Origin of the sequence: Enterococcus sp. 125944, assembly GCF_051909435.1 — a bacterium.
GTDB classification, from domain to species: Bacteria; Bacillota; Bacilli; order Lactobacillales; family Enterococcaceae; genus Enterococcus_D; species Enterococcus_D gallinarum.
In genome coordinates, this window is sequence record NZ_JBQASY010000002.1 from 125,272 (window position 1) to 149,841 (window position 24,570).

The 24,570-nt window shown below is 41.0% G+C and carries 22 protein-coding genes; 18 read left to right on the forward strand and 4 right to left on the reverse strand.

What is annotated here, in order from left to right:
• Positions 1-5 precede the first annotated feature (5 nt).
• Positions 6-1,190: a beta-aspartyl-peptidase gene (iadA, locus tag ACTFWY_RS03205; protein WP_003126388.1), complete on the forward strand. Its 1,185-nt coding sequence runs from the start codon at positions 6-8 to the stop codon at positions 1,188-1,190.
• A gap of 70 nt (positions 1,191-1,260) precedes the next feature.
• Here the strand turns inward: iadA and ACTFWY_RS03210 are convergent, their stop codons facing one another.
• Positions 1,261-2,079 carry an aldo/keto reductase gene (locus ACTFWY_RS03210; RefSeq protein WP_029486755.1) on the reverse strand — a complete coding sequence of 273 codons (819 nt, stop codon included), beginning with the start codon at positions 2,077-2,079 and terminating at the stop codon, positions 1,261-1,263.
• Between the two features lie 186 nt (positions 2,080-2,265).
• On the opposite strand from ACTFWY_RS03210, the gene ACTFWY_RS03215 reads away from it, so the two are divergent.
• Positions 2,266-2,916 (forward strand): hypothetical protein, encoded by a 651-nt coding sequence (locus ACTFWY_RS03215; protein WP_225585836.1) that lies wholly within the window; start codon positions 2,266-2,268, stop codon positions 2,914-2,916.
• A gap of 215 nt (positions 2,917-3,131) precedes the next feature.
• Here ACTFWY_RS03215 and ACTFWY_RS03220 read toward each other — a convergent pair whose 3' ends face one another.
• On the reverse strand, positions 3,132-4,325 hold the full coding sequence (locus ACTFWY_RS03220; RefSeq protein WP_311810606.1) for an AraC family transcriptional regulator: 1,194 nt from the start codon (positions 4,323-4,325) through the stop codon (positions 3,132-3,134).
• Between the two features lie 165 nt (positions 4,326-4,490).
• Here ACTFWY_RS03220 and ACTFWY_RS03225 point away from each other — a divergent pair, with 165 nt between their 5' ends.
• The 15 genes from ACTFWY_RS03225 (at position 4,491) to ACTFWY_RS03295 (ending at position 19,367) form a co-directional block, all read left to right on the forward strand.
• Positions 4,491-5,945, forward strand: a complete 1,455-nt coding sequence (locus ACTFWY_RS03225) for a DUF5597 domain-containing protein (RefSeq protein ID WP_311810607.1) — start codon at positions 4,491-4,493, stop codon at positions 5,943-5,945.
• Positions 5,946-6,120: 175 nt separating this feature from the next.
• On the forward strand, positions 6,121-7,287 hold the full coding sequence (hemW, locus tag ACTFWY_RS03230; protein ID WP_439926538.1) for a radical SAM family heme chaperone HemW: 1,167 nt from the start codon (positions 6,121-6,123) through the stop codon (positions 7,285-7,287).
• A 191-nt stretch (positions 7,288-7,478) separates the two neighbouring features.
• The gene (hrcA, locus tag ACTFWY_RS03235) at positions 7,479-8,522 is read left to right on the forward strand and encodes a heat-inducible transcriptional repressor HrcA (RefSeq protein ID WP_311810609.1); all 1,044 of its coding nucleotides are present in this window, start codon (positions 7,479-7,481) and stop codon (positions 8,520-8,522) included.
• A 34-nt stretch (positions 8,523-8,556) separates the two neighbouring features.
• Positions 8,557-9,123 (forward strand): nucleotide exchange factor GrpE, encoded by a 567-nt coding sequence (gene grpE / locus ACTFWY_RS03240; protein WP_003126396.1) that lies wholly within the window; start codon positions 8,557-8,559, stop codon positions 9,121-9,123.
• 37 nt (positions 9,124-9,160) lie between these two features.
• The gene (gene dnaK, locus ACTFWY_RS03245; protein ID WP_003126397.1) at positions 9,161-10,990 is read left to right on the forward strand and encodes a molecular chaperone DnaK; all 1,830 of its coding nucleotides are present in this window, start codon (positions 9,161-9,163) and stop codon (positions 10,988-10,990) included.
• A 126-nt stretch (positions 10,991-11,116) separates the two neighbouring features.
• The gene (gene dnaJ, locus ACTFWY_RS03250) at positions 11,117-12,283 is read left to right on the forward strand and encodes a molecular chaperone DnaJ (RefSeq protein WP_060813350.1); all 1,167 of its coding nucleotides are present in this window, start codon (positions 11,117-11,119) and stop codon (positions 12,281-12,283) included.
• Positions 12,284-12,392: 109 nt separating this feature from the next.
• Positions 12,393-13,502, forward strand: coding sequence for a glycerol dehydrogenase (locus ACTFWY_RS03255; protein ID WP_308052601.1), 1,110 nt, complete (start codon positions 12,393-12,395; stop codon positions 13,500-13,502).
• A 407-nt stretch (positions 13,503-13,909) separates the two neighbouring features.
• On the forward strand, positions 13,910-14,842 hold the full coding sequence (locus ACTFWY_RS03260) for a PLP-dependent cysteine synthase family protein (protein WP_096711058.1): 933 nt from the start codon (positions 13,910-13,912) through the stop codon (positions 14,840-14,842).
• Between the two features lie 2 nt (positions 14,843-14,844).
• Positions 14,845-16,008, forward strand: a complete 1,164-nt coding sequence (locus ACTFWY_RS03265) for a cystathionine gamma-synthase (RefSeq protein WP_311810610.1) — start codon at positions 14,845-14,847, stop codon at positions 16,006-16,008.
• Entirely contained in the window at positions 15,998-16,648 is a 651-nt protein-coding gene (locus tag ACTFWY_RS03270) for a class I SAM-dependent methyltransferase (protein WP_003126403.1), read from the forward strand. Before ACTFWY_RS03265 ends, ACTFWY_RS03270 begins: the two co-directional genes overlap by 11 nt.
• Positions 16,645-17,100 (forward strand): S-ribosylhomocysteine lyase, encoded by a 456-nt coding sequence (locus ACTFWY_RS03275; RefSeq protein WP_439926527.1) that lies wholly within the window; start codon positions 16,645-16,647, stop codon positions 17,098-17,100. Before ACTFWY_RS03270 ends, ACTFWY_RS03275 begins: the two co-directional genes overlap by 4 nt.
• 179 nt (positions 17,101-17,279) lie before the next feature.
• Positions 17,280-17,744 carry an RNA polymerase sigma factor gene (locus ACTFWY_RS03280; RefSeq protein WP_003126405.1) on the forward strand — a complete coding sequence of 155 codons (465 nt, stop codon included), beginning with the start codon at positions 17,280-17,282 and terminating at the stop codon, positions 17,742-17,744.
• Positions 17,737-18,762: a hypothetical protein gene (locus ACTFWY_RS03285; RefSeq protein WP_156247449.1), complete on the forward strand. Its 1,026-nt coding sequence runs from the start codon at positions 17,737-17,739 to the stop codon at positions 18,760-18,762. The genes ACTFWY_RS03280 and ACTFWY_RS03285 overlap by 8 nt, the downstream gene beginning before the upstream one ends.
• A gap of 3 nt (positions 18,763-18,765) precedes the next feature.
• Positions 18,766-19,083: a hypothetical protein gene (locus tag ACTFWY_RS03290; RefSeq protein ID WP_311810611.1), complete on the forward strand. Its 318-nt coding sequence runs from the start codon at positions 18,766-18,768 to the stop codon at positions 19,081-19,083.
• Between the two features lie 17 nt (positions 19,084-19,100).
• On the forward strand, positions 19,101-19,367 hold the full coding sequence (locus ACTFWY_RS03295; protein WP_081132010.1) for a hypothetical protein: 267 nt from the start codon (positions 19,101-19,103) through the stop codon (positions 19,365-19,367).
• Positions 19,368-19,408: 41 nt separating this feature from the next.
• On the opposite strand, the gene ACTFWY_RS03300 is transcribed toward ACTFWY_RS03295, so the two are convergent.
• Both ACTFWY_RS03300 and ACTFWY_RS03305 read right to left on the reverse strand, forming a co-directional pair.
• Positions 19,409-20,146 (reverse strand): amino acid ABC transporter ATP-binding protein, encoded by a 738-nt coding sequence (locus ACTFWY_RS03300; protein WP_003126409.1) that lies wholly within the window; start codon positions 20,144-20,146, stop codon positions 19,409-19,411.
• Positions 20,147-22,303, reverse strand: coding sequence for an amino acid ABC transporter substrate-binding protein/permease (locus ACTFWY_RS03305; protein WP_311810612.1), 2,157 nt, complete (start codon positions 22,301-22,303; stop codon positions 20,147-20,149). It lies immediately after the preceding gene.
• A gap of 273 nt (positions 22,304-22,576) precedes the next feature.
• On the opposite strand from ACTFWY_RS03305, the gene uvrB reads away from it, so the two are divergent.
• Entirely contained in the window at positions 22,577-24,568 is a 1,992-nt protein-coding gene (uvrB, locus tag ACTFWY_RS03310; protein ID WP_005471338.1) for an excinuclease ABC subunit UvrB, read from the forward strand.
• The last annotated feature ends 2 nt before the right edge of the window (positions 24,569-24,570 follow it).

The following is a 24,570-nucleotide window of genomic DNA, read 5'->3' on the forward strand; positions in this document are numbered from 1 at the left end:
CGAGAATGAAACTTATTCGTCAAGCGGAAGTTTATGCACCAGAATATTTAGGAAAGAAAGATATTTTAGTGATCAATGACAAAATTGTTGCCATCGAAGATCAAATCAGTGGCGGCTTTGATCAACTAACTGTCGAAGAAATCGATGGTTCTTCATTGATTGCGACACCCGGATTCATCGATTGCCATTTCCATATCTTAGGTGGTGGCGGGGAAGGGGGCTACCAGAACCGAACGCCTGAAGTAACCCTTAGCCAGCTGACAACTGCTGGAGTCACAACGGTTGTCGGCTGTTTAGGAACCGATGGTGTTGGGCGTGATATGGTGGCATTGATCAGCAAAGCCAAAGGTTTAGAAGCGGAAGGAATCTCGACTTATGTCTATGACGGTTCGTATCGATTGCCTCTTGATCCAGTGACGGATTCATTGATCAAGGACTTTTTGACGATCGACAAAGTGATTGGCATTGGTGAAATTGCGGTCTCAGATCACCGTTCTTCACAACCTAGTTTTGAAGAATTTACTCGTGCTGTAGCAGATGCTCGAGTAGGGGGCATGCTCTCAGGAAAAGCAGGGATCATCAATGTGCATTTAGGTGGTGGCAAGCGACAATACGAACTCTTGCTACAAACTGTGGAGGAGACTGAGATCCCTATTAGTCAATTTTTACCGACTCATGCAAATCGGACAAGTGAGTTGTTTGAAGCAAGTATCGCTTTTGCTAAAATGGGCGGTACCATCGATTTTACCGCAAGTGAAGATCCTGATTTTTGGGAAAGAGAAGATGATGAAGTTCGCTTTAGTAAAGGGCTAAAACGTTTGTTAGACGAAGGTATCGGGTTGGATCAATTCACCATGACATCGGATGGTCAAGGAAGTCTGCCTTACTTTGATGAAAACAATCAATTCATTGGGCTTGGGGTAGGTAGTTCCCGAGCTTTAATGGTAGGAATCAAAGAAGCTGTACAAGTAGAACAGATTCCTTTGGAGATTGCATTGCGTGCAATTACTTCTAATCCAGCAAAGATTTTGAAGTTGGCTCAAAAAGGCCGGATCGCTCCTGGAATGGATGCCGATCTTTGCCTGTTGAATCAAGATACGCTAGATGTTGAAACGGTGATCGCTAAAGGAAAAGTGATGGTCGATAAAAAAGACGTGAAAGTCTGGGGAACCTTTGAACAATTAGTATAAAACAACCGTAAAAAGGCTCACCTGCAAGTTGATCATTTTGCAGGTGAGCGATTTTTTGCGTTAGGGACGTTTAGAGTTGATCTAAAAAGGCCATATCTTCATCGGAAATGGTAAAATCAACTTTTGCATTATCCAAAATATATTCTTCGTGAACGGATTTTGGCAATGGTAAAATGTCCTTTTGCAATAGATAACGAATAGATAATTGAGGGATCGAGCGTTGATAGTTCTCGGCAATTTTCTTGATGTCGGCATTATCCAGCAAGCGACCAGTCGCGATTGGTGAATAACCTTCCACTAAAAGGTCGTTGTCTTTACAGAATTGCAGCAACTCTTCATTTGTTTTTCCAATATGATAAATGATTTGATTGACCATTGGTTTCACATCGCAATGGTCAAAAATATTTTGCAGGTCATCTTGGTCAAAATTGGAAACACCAATCGATTTGATCAAACCACTTTGATACGCTTCTTCCAGTGCTTTCCAGACATCAATGTTTTCTTCGAAATATTTTTTTTGCTCCGGATTATCCCGCATGATTTTCCAAGGTCGTGGAGCATGGATCAAAACAAGATCGATATACTCAGTGTCAAGCTCTGCCATTGAGCGTTTGATGCTATCGACAGCTTCTTGAAAAGACTTCAGTTCAGCAGGAATTTTTGTCGTAACGAATATCTCTTCTCGAGGAACACCAGAATCTCGGAGGGCTTTGCCCACAGCCGCTTCGTTTTTATAGGCAGCAGCAGTATCCACATGACGATAGCCGTTTTCAAGAGCAAATTTTGTCGCATGATAGGCATCTTCCGGAGAGGACTGCCAAGTGCCCAATCCGATCTTAGGTATTTTGATTTGATTCTTCAGTGTGAATGTTTCATTCAGTAGACTCATAGTTTCCCAACTTTCTATTTTTTTAAAAGCGTTTTCCTATCTATTACTTTAACCCGAGTAGCCTATAAGAAGTCAAGGAAAATGATTCTATTTAAATAAAAAAACGATCACTCGAGAGATAAATTGACATTTTCACAAGATATTGATAAATTGAACCAAATAATCTTTTCAGAAAGTGGGACGATCATGAATTTTGTAAAAGATGACTTTGCCTATTATCGGCGATCTTTTGAACAAATGTATCGCAGTTATTTCCAACGAAGAATGATTGTTGTTGGAATCGCTCTTTTGATTATTTGTGCTTATCTAGCGCTGATCCAAGAGGGATTTCTACTAAACTTGTTTTTGATTGCTGTTTTGCTCGTGCTGTTTGCTTGGCTTTATCTACGTTGGCAAGAAGTCGATCAAATAATTGCTGAATTTGAACAAGAAAATAGCGAACCGATCATTTATCAAATCGTAGAATTTGAAGATTATTATGCTGCCAAAAATAAAAACGGGCAGCAAGTGCGAATCAAGAAAAACGGCAATCGGAATTTTCCGTCTGCTAATAAAACGTACACGTTGATGGCAGGATTCAAAAAAGCATTTTTCCCTAAACAACCTCTTTTTATCTTTTACTATGATATGTTGGAGAATACTTATGATGAAGCCTATCGTATTAGAAGAAATGGACAAATTACTTTTAGCAAATGGTCCCGTTACTTTAGTTTCCGCTCGTTTCGTGCCTCCATTGGAAATGGCTTCCGCTTTATTTTAGGTAACCTGTTTTTCTTGTTTTTGATCTATCGATTGATTCGTTATCTGATTTCGCTCTTGCGGATGTTTATTCAATGATAGGAAAACGTATAGCCTGAAGAGCTTTTTTTCTCACTATAGCATGCGAAGGTCAGACCTAGTTAAATAAGTCGTTGTTAGCAAAAAATTACTGTGAGCAGTAGTTAACCCAAAACATGAGTCTTTTAAGGAGTGGAGAAATCCACTCTTTTTTTATGGAGGGCAGAAAAAAACGATTAACAACCTTATTTAGAGAGAGTTTATAAGTTGATCCATCAACTATCAGTTGAACAAAAGACACTTGAGAAATAGTTTTTGCGATATTCTTTAGGAGAAATGATCGCAAATTGCTTGAATACTTGGATAAAGTGGCTTTGATTCGAAAAATGAAGCAATGCAGCTATTTCTTTATAGCTATAATCAGTAAACAATAACAAATGCTTTGCTTCCGCTACTTTCTGCTGATTGATATAGGTGTGGATCGTTTGGCCTACATGTTTTTTGAATTCTGTGCTCAGATGGGTGGGGTGTTTTTCAGTAAATTCAGCCAAATCGTTTAATGTAATTTTATCGTAAATATGCGTATCAATGTAATTGATGAGACTTCTGATCAAAAAACTTTTCTGGGTAGGAAATGCATGAATCAACCTCATGAAATGATAAGTACTTTCCTGAATATGGGTCAAACATTCCTGAACGTCATAAATATTTTGTAGTTTTTGGAGTAGTGTATCGGATAACCCATAGGCTTGACTCACCGGAACGCCTTCATTGATACTGACCCGAGTTAGAATGGTAATCAATCCTGAATACTTGTATTTCAAACTTTCTAGCTTGTTGTTTGCTAGTTCGACGCTGTAGGTGCTGCTCATTTTATGGAATAGCCAAAGAATTTTTTCGGGTTGATTTCGGCGTACAGCCTCTACGTAACGTTTCTCAAATTCAAACGAGTCCAAATAAGGATCCTCTAACCGTCGTTGATAAAGATTTTCTTCTAATAGGGTGGACGTATTGGAATTTGCTTGTTTCTCTGGAACGCTCCAACGAAACTTGTTGGCATCAGGGATGGCTCCTTTTAGGATCGTGTAAAACAATTCAACGAAAGCGACAAAAGATTCTCGACTTTCTTTCGAGTAATGGACCCCAGCAATGTAATCATATCCTTGAAAAGGAAATGATCTTTTGTTAGTACCTAATATCCCGCAAGGTCCAATCAGCACATTGCCAATTGAAGAATCTGGTAGATCACAAGTAAAGCTGCTGAAAAAAAAGTCATCTCCTTCAAAAAACGTCACCACATCCAATTCAGTCGATTGGCTGGTAAGGAAAAAATGTTCCGCCACTTGTTTATCAGTTATGAAGGAATTACGAGGAATCACCACTTGCTGTTTTTCATCGAAGATAAATAAAGGAATCAAATATTTATCGTAGAGTTTTTTCACAATTGATTCTAGTGCTTCTCGATTCATCAAAAACCTCATTTCTGTTTTTTTAGTATGAATTCTCTTTTTTTAGTATACCTTATTTTAGAAGATTCCTATAATAGAATTACGACTAAAAACGCTTGCAACTACCTGAGAGGGATAGTCGATCAAAACGTGACTATCTGTCTGAGAAGAAAAAGGAGGACAATGATGAAACAACGACAGCATTCTCAAAAATTGATACTAGGAGGAGAAGTCCATAACTCCACTGCTTCATCTATCGCTTACATGGAGGAAAAAGTATGGGACAAGATTGACAAGGTTGCGACCAATACCCTTTTGATACCTATTTATTGGGAGCTGATCGAACCACAGCCTAATCAGTTTGATTTTTCATTAATTGATTCCCATTTGGAAAATGCCGCTGAGAAGAAAATCGATGTGATTTTTTTGTGGTTTGGCCTTTGGAAGAATGGCTTATCCACGTATGTTCCTGAATGGATCAAAACGGATCCCAAATATTTTCGCATAGAGGATAGCGCCGGAAACAAGATGAATAGTTATAGTCCGCTATGTCAAGATGTGATAGCACAGGCTCATTCAGCCTTTGCCGCCATCTGCGACTACTTGGGAAGCCATCCTTTGCGGGCCTTTATCAGAATGGTGCAGATTGAAAACGAGATTGGTAGTCTTGGCACTAGTCGTGATCATTCGTCAGCAGCAGAAAAAGTCTATCAGATGGCGTTGCCGCAAGAAATCAGAAACCTCTATCCCGGAGCTAAACAATGGTCAGAAGTCCCCTTTGGGGATGAAGTGTTTATGGCATATCATTATGCCGCAGCAATCCAAGACTATGCAAAGATTGCAAGAAAACGTTTAGCGTTGCCGTTATTTACGAATGTATGGCTCAAAAAGCCAGACAGGCGGCCGGGAGAATATCCTAGTGGTGGCGCTGTATCCACCACTTGGCAAGTTTGGAAAGTTATTGCCTCTCAGTTGGATTTTATTGCCCCAGATATTTACGAAGAAGAAATCAAACCGATCATCGCGGAATACGGGAATGATCAGCCGTTGTTAATTCCGGAAACCCGAATTGACAAAAGATATATTTCGAATCTATTTTATGCTTTTGGTCAAGGAGCAATCGGCTATTCACCTTTTGGTATCGAAGATCTTCTGACGGATGATACTAGTCAGGATTACCGCTTTTTATCCCAGTTAGGATTAGCGAAAGACGCCTTTGATTCTTCCGATACACTGCCTCATTTAAACCAAGGATATCGAATCATCGCCGCCCTTGAGCCACTGTTGCAAGATCAGGAAGCTCAAATCTTCTCATTTAAAAAAGAAGGGGCTCAGAACCAAATTGTGTATGAAAATGGACAGGATCGCTGGGCAGTCAAATTATTTTCTCGAGACAAAATGATCAATTCCGCAGGTCTGATCATTAAACACAAAGAATATTACTATCTCACCGGTGCTAATTTCGCATTGGATCTGCAAGCGCAGCAGGGTTCTAATCCTTTAGGTATCCTTTCTTTAGAAGAGGGGATTCTACAAGATGGGCAATGGCGGACAAATCGTCGCCTGAATGGGGATGAAGCCTATTTCCCATTTATCGGTGAAGATTTTAAAATTTTGCGCATGCGATTGTATTCTTATTAACGGGTAGCAGTGAGATCTGCTTCTAACTACTTTTAAAGCAGAGGCGTTTCGAGATAATCTTACTTATGATAGAATGGGGAGCGGATATACCTCGGATCAGGTTCATTTGTTGCGAGCCGTATTTGTGCAGTTGAACGTTGATTTGATCTCTGAAAGGAATAAAAATATGCAAACCATGAATAAGATTCCAATCAATACACTTTCCACCAGTACTTCTGCCTATATTCACATCCCATTCTGTGAACATATTTGCTATTACTGTGACTTTAATAAAGTTTTTTTAGAAGGGCAACCGGTTGATGAATACATCGACTGTTTGCTGAAAGAAATCGCTCTAACGGTGAGCAAACAACCAATCACTACTTGTGAGACGATTTATATTGGCGGCGGAACGCCGACTTCCCTTTCGGCTGCGCAGCTAGACCGTCTGATTACGGGCATACATGAATTACTGCCCACGCAAACGACCAAAGAATTTACGGTAGAGGCCAATCCTGGGGATTTATCGGAAGATAAATTGCTAGTTTTGAAAAATCTGGGCATTGATCGGTTGTCGATGGGGGTGCAGACTTTTGATAACCGCTTGTTAAAGAAAATCGGCCGCAAGCATACGGCAGAGGATGTCTATCAAACGATTCGGTTGTTAGATAAACATGATTTTCAAAATATTACGATCGATCTGATTTATGCTTTACCTGGACAAACGATGGAAAGTTTTCGAGATACGCTAACACGAGCGATTGATTTGGGTTTGCCTCACTATGCTATGTATTCACTGATTTTAGAGAACAAAACGATGTTCATGAATTGGGTTAGGCAAGGGAAAATGGAGTTGCCTTCTCAGGAATCTGAGACACAAATGTTTGAAGAAGCCATCACTGCAATGGCTAAAGCTGGCTTATCGCAATATGAGATCAGTAATTTTGCCCGGCCAGGATATGAGTCTAAGCACAATCTTGTTTATTGGAATAATGAACATTATTACGGATTTGGCGCAGGAGCGAGTGGTTATATCGGACAGACGAGATACAAAAACTTTGGACCGATCCAGCACTATCTGCGTCCATTGAGGGAAGATCAACTGCCGATCCATGAAACAGAATCGTTAACGACCAGCAATCAAATGGAAGAAGAAATGTTTCTTGGATTACGGAAGAAACAAGGTGTATCGAAAGCAGCCTTTTCAAATAAATTTGCCTGTTCTTTTGATTCGATCTATGGCAATGTCGTTGAAGAACTTTCTAAAAATGGCTGGTTAGTCTCAGAAGGAGACCGCGTTTATTTAACAAAGGCTGGGATGTTTATCGGCAATGATGTATTTGAAAAATTTTTATTAAGTTAAGAATAACCAAGAAGATCGAGCTGTTTTCGATCTTCTTTTTTTGGAGCTAATTGACAATGAAGTGGATTAGCACTCTCTCTATAAGAGTGCTAAAAATCTGTGTCAAATTCTTGACATTCGTAGGAAATATGGTATATTAATAATCGTGTTAGCACTTAATGTGAAAGAGTGCTAACGGAGGAGTGGATAAGATGTTGACACAACGACAACAAACTATTTTACACCTCATCATCCAAAATTATACGGATACTGGTCAGCCTACGGGCTCCAAACGATTGATGGAGGATGGGGTTGAAGCAAGTTCGGCTACCATCCGCAATGAGATGAAGGCCTTAGAAGAAGCGGGTCTCTTATTGAAGACACATTCCTCTTCTGGACGTGTTCCTTCAATGGCCGGCTACCGCTATTACGTTGATCACTTATTAAGACCATCAAAAGTCAATCAAAATGAGATCAAAGCAATTCGCCATTCCTTGGGGAAAGAATTTCATGAAATCAATGAAATCATTCAGCAATCTGCTACGATCCTATCCAACCTTACGAGCTATACCGCATTATCGTTAGGACCGGATGTCAAAGAACGGAAATTAACTGGCTTTCGGATCGTACCTTTGAATGCCCGACAAATTATTGCTATCATTGTTACGGATAAAGGCAATGTTGAAAATCAGATTTTTTCATTACCTTCATCGATGGATAGCAGCGACTTAGAAAAGATGGTTCGGATTATCAATGAAAAATTAGTGGGTGAACCGCTCATGACGGTCTATCATCGATTGCGAACAGAGATTCCGATGATTTTGCACAAGTATTTTCAAACAACAGAAGGAATCATTGATTTATTCGATGATATGTTGAGTCATCTCTTTGAAGAGAAAATTTACGTCGGCGGACGGATGAATTTATTAGATTTTGAACCAAGTCAAGATGTTCGTCAGTTTAAGTCGATGTACTCTTTCATGAAAAATGCAGAGGAACTCACACAATTATTGGCACCGAGAGACTCCACGATTCAGATCCGCATTGGTCAGGAACTAGGGAATGAATTACTCCAAAATATGAGTTTGATTCAAGCAAACTATGACATTGAAGGTCATGGCCAAGGGACGATTGCTTTATTAGGTCCTTCTAGTATGCCTTATTCGCGAATGTTTGGACTGATGGATGCCTTTCGTCGAGAATTAGCAATGACATTGGCTGATTACTATCGCACACTAGATGCAAACAGTGAATGATCAAATAAGTGAATTATAGAAGGGATGGTAGCAAGTGTCAGAAAAAGAAGAACAGGTAGAAAAAGATCTTGAGACAACTGAAGAGCCTCTGACAGAACCGTCAGAAGAAGAAATCGATGCAGCTGGTCTATCAGAAGCAGAAGTAGAAAAAAGCGAGATCGACAGTTTAAAAGAAAAAAACAATGAACTAGAAGACCAATTTCTGCGCGCACGGGCCGAAATCGCTAATATTACAGCAAGAAATCGTAATGAACGTGAATTGTTGCAAAAATACCGTTCGCAAGATTTGGGCAAAAAATTATTGCCAGCGATCGATAATTTGGAACGCGCTATGGCAGCAAATGTGGAAGAAGACCAAGCGGCTAACTTGAAAAAAGGTGTCGAAATGGTGTTGGAAAGTTTGCGTCAAGCGTTGAAAGAAGAAGGAATCGAAGAAATTCCTGCTGAAGGAGAAACTTTCGATCCCAATCTTCATCAAGCGGTACAGACCGTACCTGCGACAGAAGATGTGCCTGCGGATACGATCGTCACAGTATTGCAAAAGGGCTATAAGCTGCATGATCGTGTCTTGCGTGCAAGTATGGTTATCGTAGCACAATAAATAAAAAGAACGATGAATGAAAAGGAGCGTATTACTTATGAGTAAAATTATCGGTATTGACTTAGGTACAACTAATTCAGCTGTTGCTGTCCTAGAAGGCGGCGAAGCAAAAATCATCACCAATCCAGAAGGAAATCGTACAACACCATCTGTTGTTTCATTTAAAAACGGCGAGATCCAAGTAGGGGAAGTCGCTAAACGTCAAGCAGTTACGAACCCTAACACGATTTCATCAATCAAACGTCATATGGGTGAAGCTGGCTATAAAGTAGAAGTTGAAGGGAAATCATACACTCCTCAAGAAATCTCTGCAATGGTCCTACAATATATCAAAGGATTTGCTGAAGATTATCTAGGAGAAAAAGTAGACAAAGCAGTTATCACTGTTCCTGCTTACTTCAATGATGCACAACGTCAAGCAACAAAAGATGCTGGTAAAATTGCCGGATTAGAAGTAGAACGAATCGTCAACGAACCAACAGCAGCAGCTTTAGCTTATGGATTAGACAAAACAGACAAAGACGAAAAAATCTTAGTCTTCGACCTTGGTGGAGGTACATTTGACGTATCGATCCTTGAATTAGGGGATGGCGTATTCGATGTGTTGTCTACTGCTGGGGACAACAATCTAGGTGGAGATGACTTTGATAACAAGATCATCGATCACATGGTTGCAGAATTCAAAAAAGAAAATGGCATTGATTTAGGTAAAGACAAAATGGCATTGCAACGTCTGAAAGATGCTGCTGAAAAAGCGAAAAAAGACCTTTCAGGTGTGACAAGTACACAAATCAGCTTGCCATTTATTACAGCTGGCGATGCTGGTCCATTGCACTTAGAAATGACATTGACACGGGCAAAATTTGATGAATTAACCGCTGATTTAGTCGAACGGACAAAAGTTCCTGTACGTCAAGCGCTAAAAGATGCTGGTCTTTCACAATCTGAAATCGATGAAGTGATCTTAGTCGGTGGATCAACTCGGATTCCTGCAGTCGTCGAAGCAGTTCGCAAAGAAACCAATAAAGAACCAAACAAATCAGTGAACCCAGATGAAGTAGTAGCAATGGGTGCTGCGATTCAAGGTGGCGTGATCACTGGTGATGTGAAAGATGTCGTTTTACTTGATGTCACACCATTATCATTGGGTATCGAAACAATGGGCGGCGTCTTTACGAAGTTGATCGATCGCAATACGACGATCCCAACAAGCAAATCACAAGTCTTCTCAACAGCTGCAGACAATCAACCTGCTGTAGACATCCATGTCCTACAAGGCGAACGTCCAATGGCTGCTGACAACAAGACATTAGGAAGATTCCAATTAACGGAAATTCCACCAGCACCTCGAGGAATTCCACAAATCGAAGTAACATTTGATATTGATAAAAATGGTATCGTAAATGTATCTGCAAAAGATTTAGGAACACAAAAAGAACAAAAAATCACGATCAAATCTTCTTCAGGTCTAACCGATGAAGAAATTGAACGGATGGTTAAAGATGCGGAAGCAAATGCGGAAGCAGACAAACAACGTAAAGAAGAAGTTGATTTGCGTAATGATGTCGACGCATTACTATTCACTGTTGACAAAACATTGAAAGAGCTTGAAGGCAAGGTAGATGCCGATGAAGTGAAGAAAGCGGAAGAAGCTCGTGATGAGTTGAAAGCTGCTGTCGATGCAAACAATATCGAAGAAATGAAAACAAAACGCGATGCATTGAATGAAATCGTACAAAACTTGACAGTGAAGTTGTATGAGCAAGCTGCACAACAACAAGCACAAGAAAATCCAGAAGCTGCACAAGGCGGCGCAGACGATGTGGTAGACGCCGATTTTGAAGAAGTAGACGGCGACGATAAATAATCGCTGTTTGTGAAAAAGCCAAAGTCACCACTTTGGCTTTTTCTTATGAATTTCTGAAACGTATTTTTCTGAAGCAAATTATATGCTAAAATACGAGGGACGCAAGAAAATAGTGGAGGGAAGCCAATGGCAGACAAAAGAGATTATTATGAGGTCTTAGGTCTACAAAAAGGGGCTTCGGATGACGAAATAAAAAAAGCATATCGGAAGCTTTCCAAAAAGTATCATCCAGACATCAATAAAGAACCTGATGCAGAAGCAAAATTCAAAGAAATTTCTGAAGCATATGAAATACTGAGCGATCCTCAAAAACGAGCTGCTTACGATCAATATGGTCACGCGGGAACTGATCCGAACTACGGTGGTGGTTATGGCGGCGGCTTTGGCGGCTTTAACGGCGGGGGATTCTCCGGTGGCGGCTTTGGTGGATTTGAAGACATCTTTGAATCATTCTTTGGCGGCGGTGGCAGAACGGCAAATCCAAATGCTCCGCGACAAGGAGCTGATTTGCAATATGCTGTGGATCTTTCTTTCGAAGAAGCGATTTTTGGTGTGGAAAAAAATATTCAGTATAACCGCGAAGAAACCTGTCATACTTGTGGCGGTAATGGCGCAAAACCAGGAACACAACCTGAGACCTGTCATAAATGTCATGGCTCAGGTACGATCAATGTGGAACGTCAAACACCTCTTGGTCGTGTCATGAGTCGTCAAACCTGTGATGTATGTCATGGTACAGGGAAAGAAATCAAAGAACCTTGTACGACTTGTCATGGCACAGGACACGAAAAGAAAAAACATAGCGTCAAAGTCAATGTACCTGCTGGCGTGGAAGATGGCCAACAAATGCGCCTATCCGGTCAAGGAGAAGCTGGCAGCAATGGCGGACCTTATGGAGACCTGTATGTCGTTTTCCGTGTTGAGGAAAGTGATATCTTCGATCGTGATGGATCCGAAATTTATTACGAATTACCATTGAACTTTGTTCAAGCAGCTTTAGGTGACGAGGTCAATGTTCCGACTGTTCACGGAAATGTCAAATTGAAGATTCCTGCTGGTACCCAGACGGGCACGAATTTCCGTCTAAGAGGCAAAGGTGCACCAAAATTACGTGGCAATGGCAATGGTGACCAACAAGTCAAAGTTAAGTTGATCACACCAAAGAATTTGAATGAAGAACAAAAAGAAGCGTTACGGGCTTATGCAAAAGCAAGCGGCCATGTAACCAACGAGCAACAACCCGAAGGATTTTTTGATAAAATGAAAGATGCTTTTGGTGGTAAGAAAAAATAATAAGCGGAGCCTGAAGAAAACCACTTTTTCAGGCTGCGCTTTTACTAGTTTTTGTGAAATTTTTAACAAAGTCGGGAATTGGTATAAAAAACTGAAAGTAGGAGAGTTCATGGAAAAAATATTTGTTAGTCCGCAACGCTACATTCAAGGAGAAAACGTATTAAAAAAAGGCTTGCACTATATTAGCTCATTAGGAGATAAATTATTACTAATAACCGATCCATTTGTTTGGAGGATTGCTGGCGAAGAACTGGCAAGCGATTTAGCCCATCTAGGAATCGAAGTAACCTTAGCAAATTTCAGCGGTGAATCCTCCAATGCAGAAATCAGACGTATTGCAAAAGAAGCAGAAAGAGCAGAAGCGGCAGCAGTTGTTGCTCTTGGTGGCGGAAAGGTGATCGATACCGGTAAAGCAGTGGCCCATCAATTGAAGCGAGCGGTTGCTGTCGTACCAACAGTTGCCTCAACAGATGCCCCTACCTCCTCCATCTCGGTTCTTTATTCGGAAGAAGGGAAGTTTGAACAATATGGTTATTATCCGAAGAATCCAGAACTGGTCTTGGTTGATACAACTCTGTTAGCCAAGGCACCTGCAAAATTATTAACTTTCGGCATCGCCGATGGATTGGCGACGTATGTTGAAGCCAGAGCAGTAGCTAAAAGCGGCGCTCAGAATCTCGTAGGAGGCCGGCCGACTTTAGCAGCTCTGGCAATTGCTGAGAAATGTGAAGCAGTGCTGTTTGCCGATGGGGTCGCTGCCTATAAAGCCAATCAGCAGCAACAGGTAACAACCGCTTTCGATCAAGTAGTGGAGGCGAATACGCTTTTGAGCGGACTAGGATTTGAAAGTGGAGGACTAGCAGCAGCTCATGCGATCCATAATGGGTTGACAGCCGTTACTGGGAAGTTCCACCAACTTTCTCACGGAGAAAAAATTGCCTATACGACGTTGATGCAATTGCTGTTGGAACAAGATACAAACGAGTTGGAACGTTATATTGTTTTATATCAAGCTCTGGGGTTACCAACAACGTTAGCAGAAATGCAGATGGAATCACTTAGCGATCAGGAATTACTAGCAATCGGTATTCAAGCCACTATCCCTAATGAAACGATCCATCGAATGCCCTTTAAGATCACAGCAGAAGAGGTAGCAAATGCATTTCAGGCTGTCGATGCATATGTCACCAAAAATTTTTCACAAAGAAAAAAAGATTGACTTCTATTTTTTCCCATGCTATTTTGTTTACAAGCTTAAAAAGGAGGGGACGTAGACATGACAAACAACAACTTTGCATTGGTATGTTGTTGTTGTATGGTGCTAAAAAGCAGCATACTGATTTGTCATGCCTATTAATCGTTCCCTCATCTGGATAAATCACTCTAAGAGTCTCTTTCGTTGGGAAAGAGTCCTAGAGTCATTCTCTAAGAGGTACTGATTGAATAGTCAGTGCCTCTTTTTGTTTGCCTTGATTTACCTTGCAAAGATCTGTAAACAAAGACAGATCATGCCTTTTTAAGCAGGTGATCACCTAGGAATGACCAATTTTAAAACGCAGTGCCTCTGATTTGCTGCAGCACTTTAGTGGACTGACAACAAAAATTTCATTGAAAAGAAGGTTGCCCATGATCGTATCAGATATTAAAGAATTAATTGGTAAGACACCGATTTTTCAGTTTTTAGCCACTGACTACGGCGGAGAAAGCCAAAGCCGGATCTATGCGAAATTAGAATACTTAAACCCTGGAGGTAGTATCAAAGACCGATTAGGCAGTTATTTGATCTCAGAAGCAGTTGCTGCTGGAAGAATAACGAAAGACACAACCGTGATTGAACCCACCGCTGGCAATACTGGGATTGGCTTAGCTTTAGCCGGTTTGGCATATGGATTAGACATGCTTTTTGTGATTCCAGAGACATTCAGTCAAGAAAAGCAACAACTAATCAAAGCCTTAGGAGCACGAATCATTCACTCGCCTAGTCAAGAAGGCATGCAAGGGGCAATCAGGAAAGCCAAATTTCTTGCTGACCAATTGCCAAACTCTTTTTTGCCGCTACAGTTTGAAAATGAACAAAATCCGGCTGCCTATTATCGAACACTAGGTCCGGAAATCGTTCAAGAAATTCCTGAGAGAATTGACAGTTTTGTAGCAGGAGTGGGGAGTGGCGGGACTTTCGCCGGGACAGGCGCGTATTTAAAGTCGATAGATTCTACTATACGTTTGATTGCTGTGGAACCAGAGGGATCGATCTTGAATGGCGGGCCTGCTCATGAACATGCGATCGAGGGGATAGGCGTTGAAGAGAGGCCGATCTTTTTTAAGAGTCTTATGCCAGACAGCATTGAGACTATCAGTGATCCAGAGGGATTTTATTATACCCGGTTGCTGGCAGCCCGTCATGGTCTATTGGTAGGCAGTTCCAGCGGTGCAGCATTTGCAGCCGCTATCCGAGAAAGCAAGCGACTGCCAAAGGGAAGCACGATCGTCACTATCTTTCCTGACAGTGGAGATCGCTACTTGTCAAAAAATATTTATGGTCAACTAGAGGAGGCATAAACATGGAATTTCGCACAAAATTGATTCATGCTGGGATCAGTCAAGATCAAGAAACGGGGGCTGTCAGTGTACCTATCTATCAAACGTCTACCTACAAGCAAGTAGCTGTGGGACAGCCAAAACAATATGAGTACTCTCGTTCGGGCAATCCTACACGGTTTGCATTAGAAGAACTGATTGCTGAACTAGAAGAAGGCATACGTGGGTTTGCTTTTGCTTCAGGTTTAGCAGCAACCCATACTATTTTTTCTTTATTTCAGTCCGGAGACCATATTTTGTTGGGAGATGATGTCTATGGAGGCACCTTTCGACTGCTTCAGAAAATCTTCAAAAAAAATGGATTGACGTATACATTGGTCAAGACTGATGACCCCCAAGCGATTCAGCGGATTGCCGCAGCGATTCGGCCAGAAACAAGAGGAATCTTTCTGGAGACGCCTACTAATCCTTTGTTGAAAATCACAGATATTCAACAAGTTGCCACGATTGCTAAGAAAAAGGATCTCTTGACCATCGTTGATAACACATTTGCGACACCTTATTTTCAGCGTCCACTGGTATTAGGTGCCGATATTGTCATTCATAGTGCAACGAAATATCTGGGGGGCCATAGTGATGTCGTTGCTGGGTTGGTCGTAACCAATCAAGCGGAACTAGCTGAGCAAATTGGTTTTCTGCAAAATGCTATAGGTGGTGTGTTAGGGCCTCATGACAGCTGGCTAGTTCAGCGGAGCATCAAAACATTGGCTTTGAGGATGGAAGCCCATCAAGCCAATGCACTAAAAATCGCCACATTGCTTCAAGAACATGCAGCTGTAGCTAGAGTTTATTATCCGGGGTTATCAAGCCATAAAGGACATGAGATCGCCAAAAAACAAATGTCTGGTTTTAGCGGGATGATTTCATTTGAATTAAAAGCCGAAAACCGAGTAGCTGCGTTTGTTGAATCGCTAACTATTTTTACACTAGCTGAAAGTTTAGGTGGCGTTGAAAGTTTAGTTGAAGTTCCTGCGGTCATGACGCATGCTTCAATTCCACCTTCAATCAGAGAAAAAGCGGGAATCAAAGATGGCTTGATCCGTTTGTCTATTGGTATTGAAGACGCTGCCGATTTATGGACGGACTTAAAGCAAGGATTAGAAAGGGTGCTGGAAGATGGGGCGTGAATTCATTCCGATTTTTTCTGAGTGGGCCAAGCAATATGACGAGACCGTCAAAGGGAAGGATGAAGAATATCGGGAGGTTTTTCTTCATTATCCAGAATTGTTAGCAAATATTGCTGAAAAAGCAGGAGATTCTGTGATAGAATTTGGTAGTGGTACGGGAAATTTGACGTTGGAGTTGATTCGCAGAAAGAAAACAGTGTTCGCGATCGAGCCATCGGCTGCGATGCGTCAAGTAGCTGAGGCAAAGCCGGAGTTGTCACAGGTAACTTTTATTGATGGAGATATGGAACAATTTCCACAGATCAATTTTCCAATCGATACGATCGTTTCTAGTTATGTCTTTCATCACTTGAATGAAACAGAGAAACAGCGAGTGATCAAAAGATATAAAGCGCTGCTTTCTGAAGGCGGAAAAGTCATTATAGGGGATACGATGTTTTTATCCCCTGAGCATAAAGAAAGCATCCTAAGACAGGCAATCAAAGCCAATCACTTACGATTAGCAGCGGATCTGCAACGAGAATACTACCCATTGATACCAGATATTGAAACCTATTTTCGAGCCAATGGTTTTACCAGTCGCTTTAAACAAATCAATGCTTTTGTTTGGCTCGTCGAAGCGAGAGGAGAAAAAGAATGAAAATGAACGTGGAAAGCTTTAATCTAGATCATACGAAAGTCAAAGCACTTTATGTACGGGTCGCTGACAAAAAACAAGGAACAAAAGATACGATTATCAAATATGATGTTCGATTGAAACAACCGAATCAAGCACATATGGAGATGGCTAGCCTCCACTCATTAGAGCACTTGACCGCAGAATTGATTCGTAATCATGCCGATTACATTGTTGACTGGTCTCCGATGGGCTGTCAAACAGGATTTTATCTAACGGTTTTAAATCATGAAGATTATGATGAAATTTTAACTGTGTTAGAAAAAACGATGGAAGATGTGTTGAAAGCGACAGAAGTTCCAGCTAGTAACGAAGTCCAATGCGGCTGGGCAGCCAACCATACCTTAGAAGGCGCCCAACAATTGGCAAGGGAGTTTTTAGCCGAACGGGAGAACTGGTCAACCGTCTTTGCTTAAATCCATTCTAAAAAGCTGTAAGCCACACGAAACATTTCAGCGTGGTTTACAGCTTTTTTTGTTTTGTTACGTAGAAAGAACCTTCTGAATACGTTAGTAACAGTGATATACTATTCTTACTATAATATTTTTTTGCAACTTTTTTGTTGTTCACTCGTCTATATAAGTAAGGAGGGGTAGTGTTGGAGGAGATTTATCAGATTTATTACGAGAAAATTCAGCACTACTTTCAAAAAAGAGTGGGGGATGAGTATCAAGCAGAGGATTTAACGCAAGACGTATTTGTTAAAGTTTTTTTGGCTTTGCCAAAGACAAAGCCAGATGACTTTGAGAGGTGGCTCTTTACGATTGCTAAGTTTACACTATATGATTTTTACCGTCGTAAGCGGTATCTTTTGGTAGCGGAAGAAGTCGATACTTTGATGCAGGAGATTCCTATCGAAGACCAAGATAGTCTTGAAAAAGAAGAAGCGCTCCGTCATGTGAATCAATTGCCTAACAAATTAAGGCATCCTTTGATATTGGCGATTCGCGGCTATAGCTATCAAGAAATAGCAGAAATATTAAATCTAACGTTAAGTACAGTGAAATCTCGTGTTTTTCAAGCGAGAAAACAAGTGAAAAGCAGGTGGTCACATGGATAAAAAACAGTACCAGCGATTACAAAAGTCAGTGGATCGTACAAAGAAAAGCATGGTACTCCAAATGATCTATAGCGTGTTGTTTTGGGGGATGGTAGTGCTTGTTTTATGCTACTTTTTACCATTAGCCTATTATCGTGCAACCGGAAATGACCGCGAGGATTATCAATCGATTCCTTCGGCGATGAATGCTCCATATTCGGAAGATCCGCTCAAGAATGATACGTTAGAGAAGTACCGCTACTATTGGTATGAGATGGGACAGCGAAACCTCCATTACGATCCTATCAATCGGCAATCTCTGCTTGTATTTTTGGGGAAAGAGGACGTTTATCCGGTCATTTCTCGTTTAGGAAATCAGAAGACGGTCGCGTACACAGTCGAAAATCGCTATATTTTTGATCAGGCAGTTCAGACAATTGTTTCCAGCGATACGCTGACCGCATTTGCTCCCTCTGCAACACTTTACGAGCCAGGCAATGCGGTTTCGACCTATGACTCCTTTCTCGCCTATTTACGTTCACTCGGCGAGTACAAGCAGGCTGAAATTTCTATTACTTTAAAAAATCCTCAAATTCCTAGTGAGCTAAGGGAAAAACTGGCTGATTTGTCTGTTCAACATTATAGTATTGATTATCATTCAGGCAATATTTTTGGTTATTCAGATGAAATGGTTCGTCAGACAACAGGAAATGATTATGATCGGCAAGTAACAGAAAGCGTCACGCAAGGACTGGGTTTTTTGGAAAAATATTATCCGACTTTTGGGGATCTAGGCTGGGATAGTCCTGACAATCTCCATTTTACCAATGATCTTACCAATCAAATCAATTTCTATGATTTCGGCGACATTCTAGATTATGTCAAAGATAATGGTGTGAAAGTAAGTGCCGTTCATGTATCGGCCTCTTGCACTGAATTAGCTCGATGGTTAGCGGAGAATCGGTCGCTTGTCATGAGAGTCCAGCTGCAGCAGCTCTCAGATATCATGGTCCAAGATGTAATCACGGAAGGAGAATGAGTATTGTTGAAAAAAATTCCATTTAGCAAACTATTCCGTTGGTTTGCAAAAGGGTATTCATTGGTGTTTTTGTCTTGTTATGTTTTCAGTCGTTTCATTCTTTTTCGTTTCAGTTCTTTTAGGTTAAGCACAGGGGGTGATCAACTAACAACCAGAACCTATTCAGGTAATTTGATTGGCTTATTGTTTGAACCGACTATTTTATTGCTGATCATTGGCGGTTTGCTGTATCTTGCTTGGAAAGAAAAACACTGGATCAAAGAATTGATGTATCCAGTTGTTGTTTTGTTATTAATAGTCATTGGAACAATTCTTTATTGATCAAAGGAGGGTATGGGATGAGTTTTTTTAAGGAAATAAAGGAGCAGCGGCAGCAAAAGAAAGAAGCGAAGAAACAAGAATTGCGTAAAAAGAACGCTGAATTAAGGAAACAAGGAAAAGATCCGCTGAAAGGCTGGGGGCAAATGATGGATACTGGTGCTGGGGGATTCAACAAAGCCAATCCAATCGATACAAAAGTTTATTTTGGTGAAAAGCAGAAACGAATCGCTTTAGAAGCACAGCACAAAAAGCAGCAACGAGAAACTAAAATGTCAGATGAATAACAAAATCCGCAGAAAACGGCCAAGTTTTCTGCGGATTTTGTTTAGATATTCAAGACTTTGTCTAAAAAGTCTTTGGTCCGTTCGTTTTTCGGACTAGTGAAAATTTGTTCTGGTGTGCCGTCTTCTAGGAAATTTCCGCCATCGATAAACATGACGCGATTGGCTACTTCTTTAGCAAAACCCATCTCATGGGTAACGATAACCATCGTCATGCCTTGTTTTGCCAATTTTTTCATAACATTCAAAACATCGCCGACCATTTCAGGGTCTAACGCAGATGTAGGTTCATCAAACAGCATAACATCAGGATTCATAGCTAATGCACGGGCGATGGCTACCCGTTGTTTTTGACCACCAGATAGATTGTCTGGATACATGTCTTTTTTGTCAGCCAAACCCACTGTGTCCAGCAATTGAATGGCTTTTGATTCAGCTTCATTACGGGACATCTTTTTTAAATCCATCGGTGCTAAGATAATATTCTCTAGTACAGAAAGATGAGGAAACAGATTGAAATGTTGAAAAACCATGCCAATGTGTTGACGGACGGCATTGATATTGGTGTTTTTATCCATTAGATGAGCACCATCGATAATGATATCACCACTAGTAGGTTCTTCTAAACGGTTCAAGCAACGCAGGAAAGTAGATTTTCCTGAGCCAGAAGGACCGATAACACAAACGACTTCGCCTTCTTGGATCGAGACATTGATATCATTTAAAACAGTGTTATCCCCATATTTTTTTACAAGATTTTCGACTAAAATTTTTTCCTTCATTTATTTCACCTTCTTTTCTAAAACTTTAGCAAGTTTTGTTAAGGCTGTGATAACAATTAGATACATGACAGCAACGATTAGATAAACATAGGTACTTTGTGTGGTTCTTGCGACAATGATCTTACCAGTTTGCAGCAGCTCCACAACACCAATAACCGAAATGATTGTCGTATCTTTCAGCGAGATAACGAATTGATTGACGAAAGATGGGATCATGATCTTGATGGCTTGCGGCAAAATGATTTTTTGCATGGTTCGGGTATAGGTCAATCCCAAACTGCGGGAAGCTTCCATTTGGCCTACAGGAACAGCCTTGATCCCTCCGCGAACGATCTCTGCGATATACGCACTAGCGTTCAGTGTCAAAGTGATGACTCCTGCAGCAAAGTCGGGGATTGTAATCCCAATTGCATCCGAAAGGCCAAAGAAAATGAAGAAAGCTAACACCATCATTGGTATCCCGCGAATAATATCGACATAGATACCGGCGAAGATACGCAAAGCTCGGATTGGGGACACGCTGAAGAGTCCCAAGATGATCCCAATGATCAACGCTAAAGCAAAGGAGATCAATGCAAGCAGCAGGGTATTCCATAAACCTTTTAGCAAAACTTTGTAATTGTTTTTGATTAAACCAGCGACTGTTGATTCATCGGCTTTCTTTTCTGTAGCCGAACCGTCTTTGATATAACGGCCGACGATTTCATCGTATTCGCCAGTTCGTTTCATTTCTTTTAACGCTTCATTGAACATTTGGATCAATTCAGGATTTTGCCCTTTTTTGACGGCAAACCCATATTGTCCGCCCACTTCTTTTTCAATCGGCGTACTTAGTTTTTGTCCTTGACTGATGGCGTAGCCAATGACTGGGTAATCATCCATCATGGCGTCGATCTGACCGCCACTGACTGCAGCATAAAGTTGATCAGCTGCGTCATAATACTTAATGGTATAGCCGTATTTGTCTTCATTTTCAATCAAGAAGTCTGCACTCTCGGTACCAACTTTAGCACCAACTGTTTTTCCTTCTAAATCTTCATAAGACTTGATACTATCGTTTCCTTCTTTGACCGCAATTTGAATACCACTTTCAAAATAGGAGTCTGAGAAGTCATACGCTTTTTTGCGTTCATCATTGATACTCATCCCAGCAATCATACCATCCGCTTGATTCCCATCTAACGCTTGTAGCGCTCCTGAGAAACCAATGAAATTAAACTCAATGTTGAATCCTTGCATTTCCGCCGCTCTAGTTAAGAGATCGACATCGATTCCGACATATTCATTGTCTTCATTTTGAAACTCAAAAGGTGCGAATGCAGAGTCACTTGAGATTCGATAGACGTCTTTTTTCGGTTCAACTTTAACCACTTCACTTGCTTCATCAGAAGTGCTTTCTGATGAAGCAATATAAGTAGCAATGATTTCGTCGTATTTACCACTGGATTTCAACTCTTTTAGACCAGCGTTGAATTTAGCCAGTAATTCAGGATTTTGGCCTTTTTTGACTGCGAACCCGTAAGATGCCCCTTTTTCAGGCTCACCCACAAGTTTCATAGCTTCACCATTACTAATCGCATAACCTAAGACTGGATAGTCATCAAAGATGGCCACAACTGTTCCATTGCGAACGGCACCATAAAGCCCGCTAGCATCATCATAGTTTTTGATAGAGTAGCCATATTTTTTTTGATTGGTTTCTAGAAAACGAGCACTCTCGGTACCAACTTTAGCGCCAACTGTTTTATCTTTCAAATCAGCGTAAGTTTTGATATCTTGGTTGTCTTTTGCGACAGCCATCTGAATCCCACTGTCGAAGTAAGGATCTGAAAAATCAAAGGTTTCTTTCCGTTCGTCTGTAATACTCATCCCAGCGATCATCCCATCAAGTTGATTGGATTGGACGCCCTGTAACGAGGAATCAAAGCCTAATGGGCGCAAATCAACAGCAAAGCCTTGATCTTCAGCAATAGCATTTAACAGATCAATGTCGATCCCTACATACTCATTTTTTTCGTTTTGAAATTCGAAAGGAGCAAATGTCAGGTCTGTTCCGATTTTATACGTTGTTTCTGCTGCACTGACTGGCTTGTTCGCAAAAGCGAAAAAGCAGAAAATCACTGAAAACAGTGCACAAAACATATATTTTCTTTTCAAGAAAATTCCCCCTTTTGATTTTAACGTATTTTTAGATTATAGGTATTTTTGTAAAAACACACAAGTCTTTCGGTCAATATTTGCAAAAAACAGCGCTATTTCTGACATTGGGTGTTAGAAAAACTGACATCTTAAGTAAAGTTAAACTAGCAGAATAAAAAGTACAAAAGATGGCGAAAGTATGTTCGCTATGGTATACTATTCTATGGAAAAGCGTCAGCTTTCTTTTTGTTTCACGGACGCTTCGCAAATATAAATACAGGGGGAATGAAGATGATCGAAAGAACGACTTCCCATGAATTTGAATTAATCTCAAAATATCAGCCGGCAGGAGATCAGCCAGAAGCCATCCATCAATTGGTCGATGGCGTCGTTGGGGGCAAGAAGGCGCAGATTTTGTTGGGGGCAACTGGAACAGGGAAAACCTATACTGTTTCAAACTTGATCAAAGAGGTCAATAAGCCAACACTGATTATCGCACACAACAAAACATTGGCGGGTCAATTATACGGTGAGTTCAAGGAATTCTTTCCTAATAATGCAGTAGAATATTTTGTCAGCTATTATGACTATTATCAACCAGAAGCATATGTACCTTCCAGTGATACTTACATTGAGAAAGATTCAAGTATCAATGATGAGATCGACAAGCTGCGGCATTCGGCGACCAGTTCATTACTGGAACGCAACGATGTGATCGTGGTTGCATCAGTCTCTTGTATTTTTGGTTTGGGTTCACCAATCGAATATGCTAAGCAAGTGGTTTCTTTACGAGTAGGAATGGAAAAACCGCGGGATCAACTACTGAAAGAAATGATCGACATACAATTTGAACGCAATGATATCGATTTCCAACGGGGACGCTTTCGTGTTCGAGGAGATGTGGTAGAAATTTTTCCGGCATCGCGGGACGAGCGGGCATTACGCATCGAGTTTTTTGGCGATGAGATCGATCGAATTCGAGAAGTGGATGCGTTGACTGGGGAGATTTTAGGGGAAACAGAACACGTTTCTATTTTCCCAGCTACTCACTTTGTGACCAACGAAGACCATATGGAACATGCTATCGCTTCGATACAAAAAGAACTCGAAGATCGATTAGCTGTTCTTCGAAGTGAGAACAAATTATTGGAAGCACAACGTTTAGAGCAACGCACCAATTATGATATCGAAATGTTGCGGGAAATGGGCTACACATCCGGGATCGAAAACTATTCACGACACATGGATGGGCGCAAAGAAGGCGAACCACCTTACACGTTGCTGGACTTCTTTCCTGACGATTTCCTGATCGTGATTGACGAGTCTCACGTAACGATGCCCCAGATTCGTGGGATGTACAACGGCGACCGTGCCCGCAAACAAATGCTGGTGGATTATGGCTTTCGTTTACCGTCTGCGTTAGATAACCGGCCGTTACGTTTAGAAGAATTTGAAGAACATGTGAATCAGATCGTTTATGTCTCAGCAACGCCGGGACCTTACGAGCATGAACAAACGGATACCGTTATCCAACAGATCATTCGTCCAACAGGGTTATTGGATCCAGTAGTAGAGGTTCGCCCAATCATGGGGCAAATTGATGATCTTGTAGGAGAAATCAATGAGCGGGTAGAAAAAGATCAACGGGTCTTTGTTACCACATTGACGAAAAAAATGGCAGAGGATCTGACCGATTATTTTAAAGAGTTAGGAATCAAAGTCAAATATCTTCATAGCGACGTCAAGACACTTGAGCGGACAGAGATCATTCGCGATTTGCGACTTGGTGAATTTGATGTATTAGTCGGGATCAATCTGCTTCGAGAAGGGATCGACGTTCCTGAAGTTTCTCTCGTAGCGATCTTAGATGCAGATAAAGAAGGATTCTTGCGTAGTGAGCGTTCTTTGGTCCAAACAATTGGTCGAGCTGCTCGGAATTCTGATGGTAAAGTGATCATGTATGCGGATAAAATGACTGACTCTATGCAGCGAGCGATTGATGAAACAAGTCGCCGCCGCAGTATCCAAGAGGCGTATAATAAAGAGCATGGCATCGAACCAAAAACGATCATTAAGGAAATTCGCGATTTGATCGCTATTACGAAAGTTGCGGAAGAGTCAGGCGATTATACAACCACTTCGTATGAAGACATGACTCGTGAAGAGAAAGCAACTCTCTTATTGAAACTGGAAAAAGAAATGAAAGATGCCGCAAAAGCATTAGACTTTGAAACTGCAGCTACTTTACGAGACACGATCTTGGAATTGAAAGCAGCTGAGTAAAA